Origin of the sequence: Microbacterium sp. CSI-V, from assembly GCF_001984105.1 — a bacterium.
GTDB lineage: Bacteria > Actinomycetota > Actinomycetes > Actinomycetales > Microbacteriaceae > Microbacterium.
This window is the reverse complement of the sequence record NZ_MTQM01000006.1, coordinates 278517-296616: the sequence shown is the minus strand read 5'-3', so window position 1 is coordinate 296616 and position 18100 is coordinate 278517. Positions and strand designations below refer to the sequence as shown.

Below are 18100 nucleotides of genomic sequence, written 5' to 3'. Positions count from 1 at the left end.
CCCCCCCCCGGGGTGGATCCGCACGCCCACGGAAAGACCCCTCATGAACACCGCCGAGATCGCTCAGCGCTTCCTGGACTACTTCCAGAAGAAGAACCACACCATCGTGCCGTCGGCCTCCCTCGTCACCGACGACCCGGCCCTGCTGTTCACGGTCGCCGGCATGGTGCCGTTCATCCCCTACCTGAGCGGGGTCGTTCCGCCGCCCTATCCGCGCGCGGCCGACGTGCAGAAGTGCATCCGGACGAACGACATCGAAGAGGTCGGCAAGACGCCCCGTCACGGCACCTTCTTCCAGATGCTGGGCAACTGGTCGTTCGGCGACTACTTCAAGGAAGACGCGATCCGCTACGCGTGGGAGCTGCTGACGACCCCGGATGCCGAGGGCGGCCTCGGCTTCGACCCCGACGACCTGTGGGTCACGGTCTACGAAGAGGACGACGAGGCGCGCGACCTCTGGCTGAAGCTCAGCACCCTGCCCGACGAGCGCATCCAGCGCTTGGGCAAGGACACGAACTACTGGTCGACCGGGCTCCCGGGCCCCGCGGGGCCCTGCTCGGAGATCTTCTTCGACCGCGGTCCCGCGTACGGCATCGACGGGGGACCGGCGACCGACGACGACCGCTACGTCGAGATCTGGAACCTCGTGTTCATGCAGTACGAGATCACGAACGTGCGCTCGAAGTACGACTTCGACATCGTCGGCGAACTGCCCGCGAAGAACATCGACACCGGCATGGGCCTGGAGCGCATCGCGTTCATCAAGCAGGGCGTCGACAACATGTACGAGACCGACCAGGTGCGTCCGGTGCTCGACCTGGCAGCGAAGCTGGCGGGCAAGTCGTACGGCGCCGAGTCGCACGAGGACGACGTGCGCCTTCGCATCGTCGCCGACCACGTGCGGTCGTCGCTGATGCTGCTCGCCGACGGCGTGACCCCGTCGAACGAGGGCCGGGGCTACATCCTGCGCCGCATCATGCGCCGCGCCATCCGCTCGATGCGCCTGCTGGGCGTCGACGGCCCGACTTTCCCCGAGCTGTTCGCCGCGTCGCGCGACGCGATGAAGGGGTCGTACCCCGAGGTCGAGACCGACTACGCGCGGCTGTCCGCCTACGCGATCGCCGAGGAGCAGACGTTCCTCCGGACGCTGGCGGCGGGATCCGCGATCCTCGACCAGTCGGTCGCGGATGCCAAGAGCGGCGGCGCCACGACCCTGTCGGGCTCGGAGGCGTTCCTGCTGCACGACACGTACGGCTTCCCGATCGACCTGACGCTCGAGATCGCCGAAGAGGCGGGCCTCGCCGTCGACCGCGGTGCGTTCGACACCCTCATGCAGGAGCAGCGGACTCGGGCGAAGGCCGACGCGCGCTCCCGCAAGGGCGCGCTCGCCGACCAGAGCGTGTACCGCGAGTTCCGGGCGCTCGGCGAGACCGTCTTCACCGGATACACCGACCTCCAGACGGAGTCGAAGGTCCTCGGCATCCTGGTCGACGGCCGCAGCACCGACCGCGCGTCGCAGGGGCAGATCGCCGAGGTCGTCCTCGCCGAGACCGCGCTGTACGCCGAGTCCGGCGGACAGGTCGCCGACAAGGGCGTCATCGTGGGCCCCGGCTACGAGCTCGAGGTACTCGACGTGCAGCGTCCCGTTCCGGGCCTCATCAGCCACACGGTGGAGGTCACCACCGGCGAGGTGTCGGTCGACGCGCCGGCGACGACGGTGGTCGACGCTCTCAACCGCCACTCGGCGCAGCAGGCGCACTCCGCGACGCACCTCGTGCACGCCGCCATCCGCGACACCCTCGGCAAGACCGCGACGCAGACCGGTTCGCTCAACCGCGCCGGCTACATGCGCTTCGACTTCAGCTGGGGAGCCGCTCTCTCGCCCGAGACCCGCACCGAGATCGAGGACATCGCCAACAATGCGGTGCGCGACAACCTCGAGGTCACCACGCGGGTCCTCTCGCTCGACGAGGCGAAGGCCGCGGGCGCCATGGCGCTGTTCGGCGAGAAGTACGGCGACACCGTGCGTATGGTCGACATCGGCGGTCCGTGGTCGCGCGAGCTCTGCGGCGGCACGCACGTGGCACGCAGCGCCGAGATCGGGCTGGTGAACCTCGTCGGCGAGTCGTCGGTGGGGGCCTCCAACCGCCGCGTCGAGGCTCTCGTCGGGCTCGACGCCTTCCGTGACCTCGCCGCCGAGCGCGCCATCGTCTCGCAGCTGACGTCATCGCTCAAGACCCCGCGCGAGCAGCTGACGACCCGTATCGCCGAACTCGCCGCGAGCCTGAAGGCCGCCGAGAAGAAGATCGCCGGGTTCGAGGCACGGGCGCTCTCCGACCGCCTGCCGCAGCTCGTCGAGTCCGCGACGTCGGTGGGCACCGTCCGCGTCGTCGCGCAGTCGCTCGGCGAGGGCGCCGCCGCCGACGACGTGCGCACGCTCGCGCTGCAGGTGCGCGATCGCCTGGGCTCCGACCCGGCCGTCGTCGCGCTCGGCACCGTCGCGGGCGGCCGTGCCACCGTGGTCGTCGTCACCAACGATGCGGCTCGCGAGCGCGGCCTCGCCGCCGGCGCCCTCGCCAAGGCCGCCGCCGGTGTGCTCGGCGGAGGCGGAGGCGGTCGTCCCGACGTCGCCCAGGGCGGTGGCACGGATGCCTCGGCCCTGCCGCAGGCGCTCGAGGGCATCGTCGCGGACGTGCGGGCGATCACGGCGTGACGGAGTTCCGCCGCGGCATCCGGCTCGGCATCGACGTGGGACGCGCGCGCGTCGGCGTCGCGCGATCGGACCCCGACGGACTGCTCGCCGTGCCCGTCGAGACAGTGCCCCGCAAGGGGGAGCCCGTGCGTCGTATCGTCGCCCTCGCCGCGGAGTACGAGGCGTTCGAAGTACTGGTCGGGTTGCCGCTGAACCTCCGAGGCGAGGACACCCCGTCGACGACGGACGCCCGTCGGTTCGCGGGGGAGCTGGCCGCCGCTCTGGCCGTCCCGGTGCGGCTCGTCGACGAACGACTCAGCACCGTCTCGGCGCACGGCGTGCTCCGCCAGGCAGGGCGCTCCCAGCGGGAGTCTCGTAGCATTGTGGACCAGGTCGCCGCTGTAGTGCTTCTGCAGCAGGCGCTCGACGTGGAGCGACAGTCCGGTGAGCCGGCCGGACCCGCCGTAGCACCGGGACAGGAGCCCGCCTGACATGCCCGAAAACGACCCGACCGATCCTTTCGCGGAGCTGTACGGACGTCTGCCCGACCCCCGTACGGGCACGACAGGCGCCGCCGCGCGCGACGGAGGAGGTGCCGGCGCATCGACGCCCGACGCCCCCGCGCCGGCCTCCCGCCGCGCCGCGCGCGAGGCCCGCCGGACGCAGACCGGTCCGACGCCCGCCGCCCCTGCGGCCGACGACACGACCGCCGTCCCCGCCGCGCGGCCCTCCGCCGACACGACACCCGGGCCCCGGCCCGCGCGCGACTCCCCGTCGGCGGCGGAGCCGCAGCGGCTCGACGAGCCCCGCGTCACACAGGCACCCCGCGGAGAGGACTCGCGTCCCGCGGGCCCGCGGCGGACCCCGCAGCCCGAGCCCGAATCGTCGCGGGACCGCGAGCCGGTCCTCGTCGGCGCCGGCGGCGCGGCGGTCGGTGCGACCGAGACCCCGCGACCCGCGGCATCCGGTTCGCTCGAGGACCTGTTCTCCGGCCGCGCCCACACCGACGAGGTGCGCGGCGCCACCCGCCCCCCGAAGCGACGTCGCCGCGTGGGCGGATGGATCGCCCTGGCCGTGGTGCTCGTCATCCTCGGGGGACTCGTCGGCGGCGGCGTCGTGGTGTGGAACACCTACGGCGATCGCGTCCGCGAGTTCCTCGGCACCGGTGAACCCACGGACTACGCCGAGGGGATGGCCACCGGCGAAGCGCGGGTCACGATCTCGTCCGGCGACACCGGCGAGTCCGTCTCTCCCAAGCTGTTCGAGGCCGGGATCACGAAGCAGTCGGACTCGCTCTACACGTACATGGTGAAGAACGCCGTGGCGTTCACGTTCCAGCCGGGGGTGTACAAGCTGCAGCAGCAGATGTCGTCCGCGGCCGTGCTCGCGGCACTGGGCGATCCCGCGAACCGTCTGAACCTCAGCGTGCAGCTCCGGGAGGGGCTGACACTCGAGCAGTCGCTCGATGCGATGTCCGAGCAGCTGGGCATGCCGCGGGAGGACTTCGAGGCGGCGACGGCCGACCCGTCGCAGTACGGCGTGCCGGCCTCGACGCTCGAAGGGTGGATCTTCCCCGCGACCTACGACTTCGATGAGGGGGTCACGGCGACCGAGATCATCCAGAGGATGGTGCAGCGCACGGTGCAGTCCCTGGATCAGGCCGGGGTTCCCGAGGCCGACCGGGAGCGCATCCTCATCATCGCGTCGATCATCGAACGCGAAGCGCGCAACTCCGACGACTTCTACAAGGTCTCGCGCGTGATCGAGAACCGCCTGCAGCCCGACAACGACGAGACCCACGGCCTCCTGCAGATGGACTCGACGGCGCAGTACGGCGTCGGCGAGATCGGCGCGGGCAGCTCGTCGTCGACCGAGAACGCGCTCACGAGCGACAACCCGTGGAACACCTACGTCCATCCCGGACTGCCGATCGGGCCGATCTCCAACCCCGGCGATCTCGCGATCGACGCGGCCATGCATCCCGTGGACGGCACGTGGTACTACTTCACCACCGTGAACCTGGAGACCGGCGAGACGGTGTTCTCGACGACCTACGCCGACCAGCTCACGGCCGTGCAGCAGTTCCAGGATTGGTGCCGCGCCAACCCTGACGGCGGATGCTGACCCCGGCTCGGCTCGCCGTCTGGGGAGATCCGATCGACCACTCGCGGTCGCCGGCGCTGCACGCGGCGGCGTACCGCGAGCTGGGTCTGCCGTGGGAGTACGGGCGTCAGCGCGTCACCGAGGCGGGGTTCGCCGCGGCGCTGGCGGACCTGGATGCCACCTGGCGGGGCCTGTCGCTGACGATGCCGCTGAAGAACGTCGCGGCGACGTCGGCGACATCGCTCGACGACGCGGCGCTGCGCACGGGCGCGGTGAACACCTACCTGTTGACCGACGACGGGCCACGCGGCTTCAACACCGACGTCGGGGGACTGGCGCGCGCGCTGCGGGAGGCCGGCGTCACCCGGCCCCGGGCCGCGCGGATCCTCGGCGCGGGTGCGACCGCGACCTCGGCCGTGCTGTCGCTGGCGGAACTCGGCGCCGCGCGCGTCGAGGTCGTGGCCCGGCGCCCGGAGGCCGTGGAGCCGTTGCGCGCACTCGGGACATCGGTGGGCGTCGAGGTCGTCCCGTCCGCTTTCGACGCCCCCGGCACGCCGGACCCGGTCGCCGTGACGATCGGGGCGCTGCCCGGGGGAGTGGATGCCGGTGCCGGCATCCGTCCCTACGCCGAGAACGGCGGGCTGCTCGTCGACGTCGTGTACGGGAACTGGCCGACGTCGCTCGCCGAGCAGTGGCTCGCGGCGGGGAACGCGGCGATCAACGGCCTGCCGATGCTGCTGCACCAGGCCCTGCTGCAGGTGCGGGTGTTCGTGGGCGGGGACCCCGCGGTCCCGCTCGAGCGGGAGGACGCCGTCCTCGCCGCGATGCGCGTCGCGCTCGTGGGAGGATAGGGGCATGCTTCGCGTGCTCACGGCCGGGGAATCCCACGGTCCCGAACTGGTCGCCCTCATGGAGGGGATGCCGGCCGGCGTCCCGATCTCTCCCGCGCAGATCCGCGCGGACCTCGCCCGGCGCAAGCTCGGCTATGGCCGCGGCTCGCGCATGAAGTTCGAGGAGGACGAGCTCACGCTCTCGACCGGCATCGTGCACGGTTTCACGATCGGCAGCCCCATCGCGCTGCGCATCGGCAACACCGAGTGGCCGAAGTGGGTCGAGGTCATGAGCCCCGAGCCGGTCGAGCTGTCCGATCGTTCCCGCGGTCGCGGTGCGGCGCTCACGCGTCCCCGCCCGGGTCACGCCGACCTCGTCGGCATGCAGAAGTACGGCTTCGACGAGGCGCGGCCGATCCTCGAGCGCGCGTCCGCCCGCGAGACCGCGGCCCGCGTCGCGCTCGGCGCCGTGGCGCGCGCGTTCCTCGGCGAGCTCGGCATCCGACTCGTCAGCCACACGCTCTCCATCGGCCCGGTGCGCGTGCCCGAGGGTGCGGCGCTGCCGACGCCCGACGACGTCGACCTCCTCGACGCCGATCCGCTGCGCTGCTTCGACCCCGAGACCTCCGCCGCGATGGTCGCCGAGGTCGACGACGCGAAGAAGGCCGGCGACACGCTCGGCGGCATCGTCGAGGTGCTCGCGTACGGCCTGCCGCCGGGGCTCGGCTCGCACGTGCAGTGGGATCGTCGACTGGATGCCAAGCTCGCCCAGGCCCTGATGAGCATCCAGGCGATCAAGGGGGTCGAGGTCGGCGACGGCTTCCTCACCACGACCCGCCGCGGCTCGCAGGCGCACGACGAGCTGTTCGCGACCGGGGACGGCATCACCCGTTCCTCCGACCGCGCGGGCGGCACCGAGGGCGGCATGTCGACCGGCACCGTGCTGCGGGTGCGCGCGGGCATGAAGCCCATCGCCACGATTCCGCACGCGCTCCGGACCGTCGACGTCGCCACGGGCGACACGGCCGCCGCGCACCACCAGCGCTCCGACGTCTGCGCGGTCCCTGCCGCGGGTGTCGTGGCCGAAGCGATGGTCGCGGTCACGCTGGCCGACGTGGTCCTGGAGAAGTTCGGCGGCGACAACGTCGCCGAGACCCGCCGCAACCTCGAGGCGTACCTCGCGCACCTGCCCGAGACGCTGCGCACCACCGACGCCTCCGACGCGGCGTTGCTCGCGCATGACCTCGGCTGAGGCGGGCCGCGGCGCGCTCGTGCTCATCGGACCGATGGGGGCGGGCAAGACGAGCGTCGGGCGGCGTGTCGCGCGTGCCCTCGGTGAGACGTTCAGCGACACCGACAAGATCGTCGTGCGCGACCACGGCCCGATCCGCGATCTCTTCCTCGCCCACGGCGAGGCGCACTTCCGCGCGGTGGAACGAGATGCCGTCGCCGAGGCGCTCGAGCGGGGCGGTGTCGTCGCGCTCGGTGGGGGAGCGGTGCTCGACACGGTCACGCGCGAGCGCCTGACCCAGCATCGCGTGGTGCTGCTGACCGTGGCGCCGCACGTCGTGGCATCCCGGATCCACGGAGACGAGCGCCCCCTGCTGGGCGGCGAGGATCCGGCGGAGCGCTGGCTCCGCATCTACGAAGAACGGCGACCGATCTACGAAGCGGCCGCCAACATCGCTTTCGACACGTCCTCGGGCCCGCTGGCCCGCGTGGTCGACGACATCGTGGCCTGGGCGCGCCCCGTCCCGGCCCAGGAGACCCCATGACCGACACCACGACCATCACCGTCGCCGGCGACCCGGGCTACGACATCACGATCGGACGCGGCCTGCTCGCAACACTCGGCGAGAAGCTGCCCGCGGCGGCGCAGAAGGTGCTCATCGTTCACCCGCCGACCCTCGCGGCGCAGGCCGAGGCGCTGCGCGCGCAGCTCGTCGGCGACCGGCAGGTGCTGCTCGCCGAGATCCCGGATGCCGAGGCCGGCAAGCGCATCGAGGTCGCCGCGTTCTGCTGGCAGGTCATGGGCCAGGCCGATTTCACCCGGACGGATGCCGTCATCGGCTTCGGCGGCGGAGCCGTCACCGACCTCGCCGGGTTCGTCGCCGCCACGTGGCTGCGCGGCGTCGCGGTCGTGCAGGTTCCGACGACCGTCCTCGCGATGGTCGACGCGGCCGTGGGCGGCAAGACGGGCGTCAACACCGCCGAGGGCAAGAACCTCGTGGGCGCGTTCTGGCCGCCCGCGGCCGTCGTCTGCGACCTCGACCTGCTGGAGACGCTCTCCAAGAACGAGGCCACCGCGGGGTTCGCCGAGGTCGTGAAGGCCGGGTTCATCTGGCATCCGGAGATCCTCGACCTCATCGAGGCCGACCCGTCGGGGATCGTCGACCCGCGGGGCGACGCGTTCCGCCGCTGCATCGAACTCGCGATCGACATGAAGGCGCGCGTCGTCGGGGAGGACCTGCGGGAAGCGGGCCTGCGCGAAGTCCTGAACTACGGTCACACCCTCGGTCACGCCATCGAGCACGCCGAACGCTACCGCTGGCGTCACGGCGCCGCGATCTCGGTCGGCATGGTGTTCGCCGCCGAGCTGTCCCGCCTGGCGGGACGCCTGTCCGACGACGTGGCCCAGCGCCACCGGACGGTCCTGGAGTCCCTCGGCCTGCCCACGACCTACCGCGCCGGGGCGTTCCAGACGCTCAAGGCGACGATGCAGCGCGACAAGAAGTCCCGCGGCAGCATGCTGCGCTTCATCGTGCTCGACGACCTCGCCCGCCCGACGGTGCTGCAGGCCCCCGACGAGTCGCTGCTGTTCGCGGCGTACCAGGAGGTCGGGGCGTAGCCCGCGAACACCGGAACGGCCCCGCCTCCCTCGGGAGGCGGGGCCGTTCCGGCGTTGCGGGATCAGACGGTCACGGGAACGCGTTCCTCGGCGGCCTGGCCCAGGCGCGCCGTGGGGACGTCCTTCGTCTCACGGGCGGTGAGGGCGCTCACCGACGCGATGACCGCGATGACGGCGGTGAAGACGCTGATGACGATCCAGCCGTTCTCGCCGCTGCCTCCGAGGGCCGCGACGATGCTCGGCGCGAATCCGGCCATGAGGAAGCCGAGCTGCGTGCCGATCGCCATCCCCGAGAACCGCACCCGGGTGCTGAACATCTCACCGTAGAACGAGGGCCAGACCGCGTTCGCGGCGGCGTACCCGAACGAGAAGGTCAGGATCGCCAGACCGAAGGTGATCAGGTCGTTCCCCTTGCCCATCGACAGGATGTAGAAGGGCATGAAGACCGCCGACGACAGGGCGCCGTAGATGAACACGGGCTTGCGTCCGATCCGGTCGGCGAGGCGCCCGAAAAGGGGCTGGGTGCCGAGGGCCACGATGTTGGCCACGACCACGAGCCACAGGGTGACGCTCGCGTCGAGTCCCTGCGCCTTGCCGTACGCGATGGCGAGCGTGCCGAACACGGTGGAGACGGCGGCGATGAACGCGCAGCAGATGACGCGGATCACGTCGCGCCAGTGGTCGCGCAGCAGGGGGACGAGCGGCATCCGGGCGATCTGACCGGTCGCCTTCGCCTGCTCGAACTCGGGGGTCTCGTGGAGGCTCCGACGGATGAAGAACGCCACGATCACGACCAGCGCGCTGAGCCAGAACGGCACGCGCCAGCCCCAGCTGAACTTGATCTCGTCCGGCAGTGCCACGACGGGGATGAAGATGAGCGCGGCGAGGATCTGGCCGCCCTGCGTGCCCGTGAGCGTCCACGAGGTGAAGAACGAACGACGGTTCTCGGGAGCGTGCTCGAGGGTGAGCGAGGAGGCCCCGGCCTGCTCACCGGCCGCCGAGAGACCCTGCATCAGGCGGCAGACGACGAGGAGCGCCGGCGCGAACCACCCGATCTGGGCGAAGCCGGGGAGGCATCCGATGATGAACGTCGACAGACCCATCAGCAGAAGGGTGAACATCAGCACCTTCTGCCGACCGATCCGGTCGCCGTAGTGGCCGAGGATGACGGCGCCGACCGGGCGCGCGACGTACGCGAACCCGAAGGTCGCGAACGACATCACCAGGGCCGCCTGGTCGCCCGACGGGAAGAACACCGTGGGGAAGATCAGCGCGGCCGCCGAGCCGAACAGGAAGAAGTCGTAGTACTCCACGGCGCTGCCCATGAAGCTCGCGGCTGCGGCCTTCACGGGAGTCTTCCGCGTCGTTGCGGTGGTGGTCATGGACGGATGCTCCTTAGCGGGCGAGGACGTCGCCGGCGGCGACGAGGTCGAGGAAGTGCGCGGACATGCGGTCGGGGTCGGGTCGCGTCCCCGTGATGAGGGCGAAGGCGTCGACGGCCTGGTGTACCGCCATGCGTCCGCCGCTCAGGGTGCGGCAGCCGCGTTCGCGCGCCGCGATCAGCAGCTCGGTGTCGAGCGGCCGGTAGACGATGTCGGCGACCCAGAGGTCGGGTCGCAGGAGGTCGGCATCCAGGGGGAGTCCGGGGTGCTCCGCCATGCCGATCGGGGTGCAGTGCACGAGACCGTCCGCGCGGCCGAGGGCCGCGGCGAGATCGGCCGGCGCGGCGGCGGCGACGACGGCGGAGGGATGCCGGGCCGCGAGGTCGCCGACGAGGGCACCCGCGCGCTGCGCGTCGAGGTCGACGACGGTGAGGTGGGCCGCACCCGAGCGCAGCAGCGCGTCCGCGACGGCCGAGCCGGCCCCGCCGGCGCCGAGCTGCACGACCCGATCGGTCGCGGCATCCGGCAGGCCCTCGGCGAACGCGGCGGCGAAACCGGTCGTGTCGGTGTTGTAGCCGACGCGGCCGGCGGCGGTGAACAGCACGGTGTTGACCGCGCCGAGCGCGGCGGCCACGGGATCGATGCGATCGAGGTGGGCGAGCACGCTCTGCTTGCAGGGGTGCGTGACGTTGACGGCGTCGTAACCCAGCCGCTCCGCCCAGGCGAGCACGTCGCCGATGCGCTCGGGGTCGATGCCGAGGGTGGGGAGGTCCAGCGGCCGGTAGACGTAGGTCAGCCCGAGGGACCGCGCCTCGGCCATGTGCATCGGCGGGGTCAGCGAGGGCAGGACCCCCGCGCCGATGAGGCCCACGAGGTAGGGGTGCGAGTCGATCACGGTACTCCTTCGTTTCCGGACCCCGGTCGTTCTCGGCAACCGCCGAATGTACTAACCGGTACGTTCACAGAAAAGCACGACGAACAGCGCCTGTCAACAGGTGCATGAATGCCGAGGCTTCAGGCGGCGGGGGAGGTGAGCCACCCGACGACGACGTCGCCGATGACGGACCGCAGGTGGGCGCGACGCCCGGCCTCGGCCATGTCGACGTCGAAGAGGTGCCCGAACGTGTACCGATTGGCGACCTGGAACACGCAGTACGCACTGATCACCAGGTGCACGTCGATCGCCTCGACGTCGTCGCGGAACAGCCCGGCGGCACGACCTCGCTGGAGGATCTCGTCGAGCACGTCCTTCGCGGGCTTCGAGGCCTCGCGCAGTCCGTCGATCTGGCGGATGAACTCGCCGCGGTGGATGTTCTCGATCGCGACGAGACGGATGAACGCGTCATGCTGCACGTGATGGTCGAACGTGACCTCGGCGAGCGCGCGCACCGCCTGAACGGGGTCGGCGTGATCGACATCGATGCCGCGCTCGGCCTCGCGGATTCCGCGGTAGGCCTCTTCGAGGACGGCGCGATACAGCCCTTCCTTGCCGCCGAAGTAGTAGTAGATCATCCGCTTGGTCGTGCGGGTGCGCGCGGCGATCTCGTCGACTCGGGCGCCGGAGTAGCCGTCTTCGGCGAAGACCTCGGTCGCGACGGCGAGGAGCTCGGCGCGGGTGCGCTCGGCGTCGCGGCGAACCTCGGGCATCGGCCCAGACTAGTGGACGGGCTATGTACTGGATGGTACATTCGGCGCCCATGAAGACCTCGATCGCGACCGTGTGCGTCAGCGGCACTCTCGCCGACAAGCTCCACGCCTGCGCCGCCGCGGGATTCGACGGCGTCGAGATCTTCGAACCGGATCTGTTGGCCGCCCCCGAGAGCCCCGAGGAGATCGCAGCCCTCGCCGCGCGACTCGGGCTCAGCCTCGACCTCTACCAGCCGATGCGCGACGTCGAGGGAGTCGACGAGGAGGCCTTCGCGGCCGTGCTGCGGCGCGCGGCGGCGAAGTTCCGCCTCATGCGGCGCCTCGGCATGGACCTGGTCCTGTGCTGCAGCAACGTCGCCACCGCGACCGTCGACGACGACGCGGTGTCCGCGAGCCAGCTGCGGCGCCTCGGCGAGCTGGCGGAGGGCTATGGCATCCGGATCGCCTTCGAAGCCCTCGCCTGGGGACGCTACGTCGACGACTACCGCCGCGCGTGGCGGATCGTCGAGCTCGCCGATCACCCCGCCGTGGGGATCTGCCTCGACTCGTTCCACCTGCTCTCGCGCGGGCACGATCCCGCCGCGATCGCCGATATCCCGGGGGACCGCATCTTCTTCGTGCAGCTCGCCGACGCGCCGCTGCTCTCGATGGACGTGCTGTCGTGGAGCCGGCACCACCGGCTCTTCCCCGGTGAGGGCGGTTTCGACCTCGTGGACTTCACCGCGCGCATCGTCGCCGCCGGGTACACCGGACCGTGGTCGCTCGAGGTCTTCAACGACACGTTCCGGCAGACCGATCCCCGCCGCACCGCGCTGCATGCCCGCCGGTCGCTGCGGTGGCTGGAGGACGCGGTCGCGCGGCACGCGCCGGATGCCACGGCGTCCCGCCCCGACATCGCGATGCTGCCCGACTCGGCGGCACCCTCCGATGTCGACTTCGTCGAGATCACCGCCGAGGACACCTCCTCCGTCGAAGAGCTGCTGGCGCAGCTCGGATTCACCCCGCGCGGGCGGCACCGCACGAAGCCCGTGACGCTCTGGACCGCGGGGGAGGCGCGCGTGATCCTCAACGAACAGCACGCGCGCGGCCAGGCCCCCCGGCTCGCGGCGATCGGTTTCGAGGTGGACGACGCCGAAGCCGTCGACCTGCGCATGCACGACCTGCGGGTACCGCGCGCCTACCGGCGCACCTACGCCAGCGAGGAGCGCCTGGACGGCGCAGTCGCCCCCGACGGCACCGAGATCTATTGGGCGCAGGCGGCGGACGAGGGCGACCCCGCGTGGGTGCGGGAGTTCGAGCACGGCGAGCCGCCGCGCGAGAGTCCGGTGCTCGCCGTGGACCACATCAGCCTCACGCAGCCGTGGCAGGTGGTGGAGGAGTCGACGCTGTTCTACACCGCCGGATTTGCCCTGTCGCTCGACAGCCGCACCGACGTCCCCGGCCCCCAGGGACTGGTCGAGAGCCGTGTGCTCACGGCGCCGAACGGGGCGATCCGCATCCCGCTGAACGTCGCGCCCCCGATCCTGGCCGAGCGAGGAGGCGACGGATCCACCGTCCTTCCCCAGCACGCCGCCTTCCGGTGCACCGACGTCCGTGCGCTCGCCCGCGCCGCGCGCACGCGCGGGTTCCGGCCGCTGGAGATGCCCGCCAACTACTACGACGACATCGCCGCCCGATTCGACCTCGCGGAGGATTTCGTCGACGAGCTGCGCGACCTGCACCTCGGCTACGACCGGGATGCCGCCGGGGAATACCTGCACTTCTACACGCGCACCATCGGCGAGGTGTTCCTGGAGTTCGTCGAGCGCATCGGCGACTACGCCGGGTTCGCGGCGGGCACGGCACCGGTGCGTCTGACCGCGCAGCGGGGACGCTGATAGCGTGCCTCGGGTGAGCACGCCGCGCCGCCTCCTCCTTGTCAACGGTCCCAACCTCAACCTGCTCGGCACCCGCCAGCCCGAGATCTACGGGCACGACACCCTCGCCGACGTCGAGCGCGTGACAGCCGAGGCGGCCGAGCGCCACGGTCTCGAGGTCCGCGCGATCCAGAGCAACCACGAGGGGGTGCTCATCGACGCGATCCACGCCGCCCGCCTCGACTGCGCCGGCGTCGTGATCAACGCCGGGGGACTCACGCACACCTCGATCGCGCTGCGCGACGCCCTGGCATCCGTGGCTCTTCCCGTGGCCGAAGTGCACATCTCGAACATCCGCGAGCGCGAGAGCTTCCGGCACTTCTCGTACATCGAAGACGTCGCCGCCGTTCACGTGATCGGCGAGGGCGTACCCGGATACGCGCGCGCCGTCGACCTCCTCGTCGACGTCGTCAGCGGCCGCGCCGACGGCTGAGCGACCCATCGCGTAGACTGGATCGCTGGGCGAGCGCCGACGCGACGCCCCACCGACTCACGAAACGGAACATCGAAGCTCATGGCATCCACCGCAGACATCAAGAACGGCGTCGTCCTGAACATCGACGGTCAGCTCTGGAGCATCGTGGAGTTCCAGCACGTCAAGCCCGGCAAGGGCGGCGCGTTCGTCCGCACGAAGATGAAGAACGTCATGTCGGGCAAGGTCGTCGACAAGACGTTCAACGCCGGCGCCAAGATCGACATCGAGAACGTCGACCGCCGCGACTTCACGTACCTGTACAACGACGGCGAAGGCTTCGTCTTCATGGACGTCGCCGACTACGACCAGATCACGGTGGGCGCCGCCACGGTCGGCGACGCCGCCAACTTCCTGCTCGAGAACCAGCAGGTGCAGATCGCGCTGAACAACGGCAACCCGCTCTACATCGAGCTCCCGCCGTCCGTCGTGCTCGAGGTCACCTACACCGAGCCGGGCCTGCAGGGCGACCGCTCGTCGGCCGGCACCAAGCCCGCCACCGTCGAGACCGGCTACGAGATGCAGGTTCCGCTGTTCCTCGAGACCGGCACGAAGATCAAGGTCGACACTCGCACCGGCGAGTACCTCGGCCGCATCAGCTGACCTTGAGCGCTCGCACAAAGGCGCGCAAGCGCGCCCTCGACATCCTGTTCCAGGCCGACGTCCGCGGCGAAGAGCTGCCCGTGATGCTCGCCGTCGAAGCCAAGCGCGCGGCGTCCGAGCCCGACCGCCAGGCGTCGTGGCTGTACGCCCGCGACATCGTGGACGGCGTCATCGACAACCGTGACGCGATCGACGAGCAGATCACCACGTTCGCGAAGGACTGGTCGCTGCAGCGCATGCCCGCCGTCGACCGCGCCCTGCTGCGCATGGGCGCGTGGGAGATCCTCTACAACGACGACGTGCCCACCGCCGTCGCGATCGACGAGGCGGTCGAGCTCGCGAAGGAGTTCTCCACCGACGACTCCGGCTCGTTCGTGCACGGCGTCCTCGCCCGGATCGCCCGCTCGTCCTGACGTTCATCGACGTGTTCCGGCGCGGCCCGCTCTTCTCGCGGGTCGCGTCGTCGCGTTCGCGGGCGGCGGCGTTGCGCGCGCCCGGAACACGCATAAACGCGATTCCCGCGCATAAACACGAGGACAGCGCGTTTCTGCGCGCCGATCGCGTTTATGCCGCAGCGGACACCGCATGAGCGACTGGCGCGGTCTCCTGCCCGACGCCGAGCGCCCCGGCTTCGACGCACTGGCGCTCGGCATCGAGCTGCGCCAGCGCGAGGCGTACGACCCGTCCCGGTGGGAGGCGCGGTCCGTCGACCCGGTCACGCCCCGCATGCTCGCGCGGCGGCAGGACGAGCTGCAGCTCGTCGCCCGACCGCTCGTACGCGGGGCGCGCGACACGTGGATCCGGGCGGATGCCACCTGGGACGCGGTCCGCCGATCCACCGGCCGCTTCGACCCGACGCACGCCGCGTGGTTCGCCGAACTCCACGCCCTCGCCCAGGCCATGCGCACCACCGGACCGTTCGTCGCCGCGAGCGACACCGTCGCCCTCGACGCGATCGCCTCGCCACTCCTCTGGCCGCACCTGCGGGCGGCGGCGGGGCTCGGCATCCCTCTCGTCTCCATGCACCCGCAGCAGAACGTGCTGCTGGCGTCCGAGGCGTCGGCGAGGGTGGCCGTCGACACCGGTGCGGGCGGCGCGCTGCGCCTGTCGGCGGCGATCGAGATCGACGGACGAGCGGTGGATGCCACGCGCGTTCGGCCCCTCGGCACGGCGGGGCTCTTCTGGTTCGAAGTCGACCGCGACCCGATTCCGGTGGTCCTCGCCCCCGCATCCTTGCCGGCACCGCTGCCGGCGCTGCTCGCCGACGGACCCGTCATCGTGCCGGCGGAGGACGCGGGGGAGTTCCTCCGGGACGCGTACCCGAGGCTCGCGCGGCGGGGGCCGCTGGCCGTGGGGCCGGGCGTTCCCGCCCCTCCGCCGCCACGACCGACGCTGGAGGCGACGGTGTCGTACCTCGACGACGAGTCCGTCGAGTATGCGCTCGACTGGGTCTATCCGGGCGGCATCCGCGCCGCGTACGGACTGCCGGCGGACGACGAGCGCGACCCGAGGGCCGAGTCCGAGATCGCGAGGCGCGTCGAGGCCGCATGGGCTGAGCGCGCCGATCTGCCGGTCAGGGCGCGAGGGGTGCTGCGCGACGCCGACGCCGCCGCCTTCGCGACGCGCGTGCTTCCCGCCCTCGACCTCCTCGACGACGTGCGCGTGGTCACCCGCGGCACCGTCCCCGCGTTCCGTGAACTGCGCGGCGACCCGTCGCTCACGATCACCGCGGTGCCGTCGCCCGAGCGCGATTGGTTCGACCTCGGCATCGTCGTCGTGATCGACGGGCGGACCATCCCGTTCGGCACGCTCTTCTCGGCGCTCTCGCGCGGCCGCACGCGCATCAAGCTCTCGGACGGGGCGTGGTTCTCGCTCGCGCATCCGTCGCTGCAGCGGCTTCGGGATCTGCTCGAGGAAGCCGCCGAGCTCGACGAATGGGAGACCGGACCCCGCATCCCGCGCCGCCACCTCGCCCTGTGGAGCGACTTCGAAGACCTCGCCGACGAGTCGAGCGCCGCCACCGAATGGCGCGACCTCGCGCGAGCGCTGCGCGACGTGGCATCCGTCCCCGCCGTCGAGACGCCACCCGGGTTCCGCGCCGAACTCCGGCCGTACCAGCGCGAGGGTCTCGCGTGGCTCGCGCTGCTGCACGCGCACCGGCTCGGCGGCATCCTGGCCGACGACATGGGTCTCGGGAAGACGGTGCAGATCCTCGCGCTCATCGCGCACGCGCGGGAGACCGGGGAGCGTCGCCCCTGGCTCGTCGTCGCGCCGACGTCGGTCCTGCCGACGTGGGGCGCCGAGGCGGCCCGCTTCGCGCCCGACCTGCGCGTCGTCACCGTCGAGGCGACCTCCGTGCGGCGCACGCGGACGATCGCGCAGCTGGCCGACGGCGCCGACATCATCGTCGCGCCGTACGGCGTCGTGCGCACCGACGAGGCGGAGTTCGCCGTTCCGGCGTGGGCCGGGGTCGTGCTCGACGAAGCGCAGTTCGTGAAGAACCCCGCGACGCGCATCCACCGAGCCGTCGCCGCGCTCCGCGCCGACTCGGTCTTCGCGGTCACCGGAACCCCGATCGAGAACGGCCTCGACGATCTGTGGGCGCTGCTGGCGCTCGCGGCACCGGGACTGTATCCCTCGGCGCGACGGTTCCGCGAGGAGTACGTCCGCGCGATCGAGCAGCTGCCGTCCGACGCCCCGACCGAGCTGTCGGCCGCCGCGGCCGAGGAGCACCGGCGCGGCAGCCTCGCGCGTCTGCGTTCGCGCGTCCGCCCGTTCCTGCTGCGCCGCACGAAAGACGTCGTGGCCGCCGACCTGCCGCCGAAGCAGGAGCAGACGATCGCCGTACCCCTCGCCCCCGGGCATCGCGAGCTGTACGACCGTGTGCTGCAGCGCGAGAGGCAGAAGGTGCTGGGGCTCCTCGACGACCTCGACCGGCAGCGCTTCATCGTGTTCCGGTCGATCACGCTGCTGCGCATGCTCGCGCTCGCCCCCGGCCTCATCGACGAACGCGACGCGCACCTCGGCTCGGCGAAGCTCGACGTCCTGCTCGAGCGTCTGGTCGAAGTGGCATCCGAGGGTCATCGTGCGCTCGTCTTCAGCCAGTTCACCTCGTTCCTCGATCTCGCGGCCGAACGCCTGGATGCCGCCGGCCTCGCCTACGCGCACCTCGACGGCTCGACCTCCCGGCGCGGCGAGGTCGTCGAGGGGTTCCGCGGGGGAGACGCCCCGGTGTTCCTCATCAGCCTCAAGGCGGGCGGGTTCGGACTGACGCTCGTGGAGGCCGAGTACGTGTTCCTCCTCGACCCGTGGTGGAACCCCGCCGCCGAGGCGCAGGCCATCGACCGCACGCACCGCATCGGGCAGACGAACAGCGTGTTCGTCTACCGCCTCATCGCCGCGGGCACCGTCGAGGAGAAGGTCCTCGAGCTGCAGCAGCGCAAAGCCGCCCTCTCGCGCGCGGTGCTCGACGACGGCGCGGCCTTCGCGAACGCGCTGGATGCCGACGACATCCGCAGGATCCTCGGCGGCTGAGGCGGGCGCGGGGGACGCGGGACCTTGTGCCCACCGTGTGCACAGTCACCCCCGCGTAGACTCGACGGGTTCT

Annotated in this window: 15 protein-coding genes; 12 read left to right on the top strand and 3 right to left on the bottom strand. The window is 71.5% G+C overall.

The window, feature by feature from the left end:
* Positions 1–43 precede the first annotated feature (43 nt).
* Genes alaS through aroB form a run of 7 tightly spaced genes read left to right on the top strand, consistent with a single transcriptional unit; the run spans position 44 to position 8473 of the window.
* Positions 44–2713 carry an alanine--tRNA ligase gene (gene alaS, locus CSIV_RS03975; RefSeq protein ID WP_077050113.1) on the top strand — a complete coding sequence of 890 codons (2670 nt, stop codon included), beginning with the start codon at positions 44–46 and terminating at the stop codon, positions 2711–2713.
* Positions 2710–3183 carry a Holliday junction resolvase RuvX gene (gene ruvX, locus CSIV_RS03970; protein WP_077050112.1) on the top strand — a complete coding sequence of 158 codons (474 nt, stop codon included), beginning with the start codon at positions 2710–2712 and terminating at the stop codon, positions 3181–3183. Before alaS ends, ruvX begins: the two co-directional genes overlap by 4 nt.
* Before the next feature lies 1 nt (position 3184).
* Positions 3185–4816, top strand: a complete 1632-nt coding sequence (mltG, locus tag CSIV_RS03965; protein WP_083734974.1) for an endolytic transglycosylase MltG — start codon at positions 3185–3187, stop codon at positions 4814–4816.
* A complete protein-coding gene (locus CSIV_RS03960) occupies positions 4810–5646 on the top strand; it encodes a shikimate dehydrogenase family protein (protein ID WP_077050111.1) in 837 nt (278 codons plus the stop codon). Before mltG ends, CSIV_RS03960 begins: the two co-directional genes overlap by 7 nt.
* A gap of 4 nt (positions 5647–5650) precedes the next feature.
* Positions 5651–6877, top strand: a complete 1227-nt coding sequence (gene aroC, locus CSIV_RS03955; protein WP_077050110.1) for a chorismate synthase — start codon at positions 5651–5653, stop codon at positions 6875–6877.
* Complete coding sequence (locus CSIV_RS03950; protein WP_077050109.1) at positions 6864–7400, top strand: shikimate kinase; 537 nt, start codon at positions 6864–6866, stop codon at positions 7398–7400. Before aroC ends, CSIV_RS03950 begins: the two co-directional genes overlap by 14 nt.
* Positions 7397–8473 carry a 3-dehydroquinate synthase gene (gene aroB, locus CSIV_RS03945; protein ID WP_077050108.1) on the top strand — a complete coding sequence of 359 codons (1077 nt, stop codon included), beginning with the start codon at positions 7397–7399 and terminating at the stop codon, positions 8471–8473. The genes CSIV_RS03950 and aroB overlap by 4 nt, the downstream gene beginning before the upstream one ends.
* Before the next feature lie 62 nt (positions 8474–8535).
* On the opposite strand, the gene CSIV_RS03940 is transcribed toward aroB, so the two are convergent.
* The 3 genes from CSIV_RS03940 to CSIV_RS03930 form a co-directional block, all read right to left on the bottom strand.
* Entirely contained in the window at positions 8536–9855 is a 1320-nt protein-coding gene (locus tag CSIV_RS03940) for an MFS transporter (protein ID WP_077050107.1), read from the bottom strand.
* Positions 9856–9868: 13 nt separating this feature from the next.
* Positions 9869–10750 (bottom strand): shikimate dehydrogenase, encoded by an 882-nt coding sequence (locus CSIV_RS03935; protein ID WP_077050106.1) that lies wholly within the window; start codon positions 10748–10750, stop codon positions 9869–9871.
* Between the two features lie 119 nt (positions 10751–10869).
* Complete coding sequence (locus tag CSIV_RS03930) at positions 10870–11502, bottom strand: TetR/AcrR family transcriptional regulator (protein WP_077050105.1); 633 nt, start codon at positions 11500–11502, stop codon at positions 10870–10872.
* Positions 11503–11552: 50 nt separating this feature from the next.
* On the opposite strand from CSIV_RS03930, the gene CSIV_RS03925 reads away from it, so the two are divergent.
* The 5 genes from CSIV_RS03925 (at position 11553) to CSIV_RS03905 (ending at position 18027) form a co-directional block, all read left to right on the top strand.
* On the top strand, positions 11553–13379 hold the full coding sequence (locus CSIV_RS03925) for a sugar phosphate isomerase/epimerase and 4-hydroxyphenylpyruvate domain-containing protein (protein WP_077050104.1): 1827 nt from the start codon (positions 11553–11555) through the stop codon (positions 13377–13379).
* A 13-nt stretch (positions 13380–13392) separates the two neighbouring features.
* Positions 13393–13851, top strand: a complete 459-nt coding sequence (locus tag CSIV_RS03920) for a type II 3-dehydroquinate dehydratase (protein ID WP_077050103.1) — start codon at positions 13393–13395, stop codon at positions 13849–13851.
* 81 nt (positions 13852–13932) lie between these two features.
* Positions 13933–14493, top strand: a complete 561-nt coding sequence (efp, locus tag CSIV_RS03915) for an elongation factor P (protein WP_076490500.1) — start codon at positions 13933–13935, stop codon at positions 14491–14493.
* A 2-nt stretch (positions 14494–14495) separates the two neighbouring features.
* Positions 14496–14906 carry a transcription antitermination factor NusB gene (nusB, locus tag CSIV_RS03910; protein WP_077050102.1) on the top strand — a complete coding sequence of 137 codons (411 nt, stop codon included), beginning with the start codon at positions 14496–14498 and terminating at the stop codon, positions 14904–14906.
* Positions 14907–15078: 172 nt separating this feature from the next.
* Positions 15079–18027, top strand: coding sequence for a DEAD/DEAH box helicase (locus tag CSIV_RS03905; RefSeq protein ID WP_077050101.1), 2949 nt, complete (start codon positions 15079–15081; stop codon positions 18025–18027).
* Positions 18028–18100: the final 73 nt, after the last annotated feature.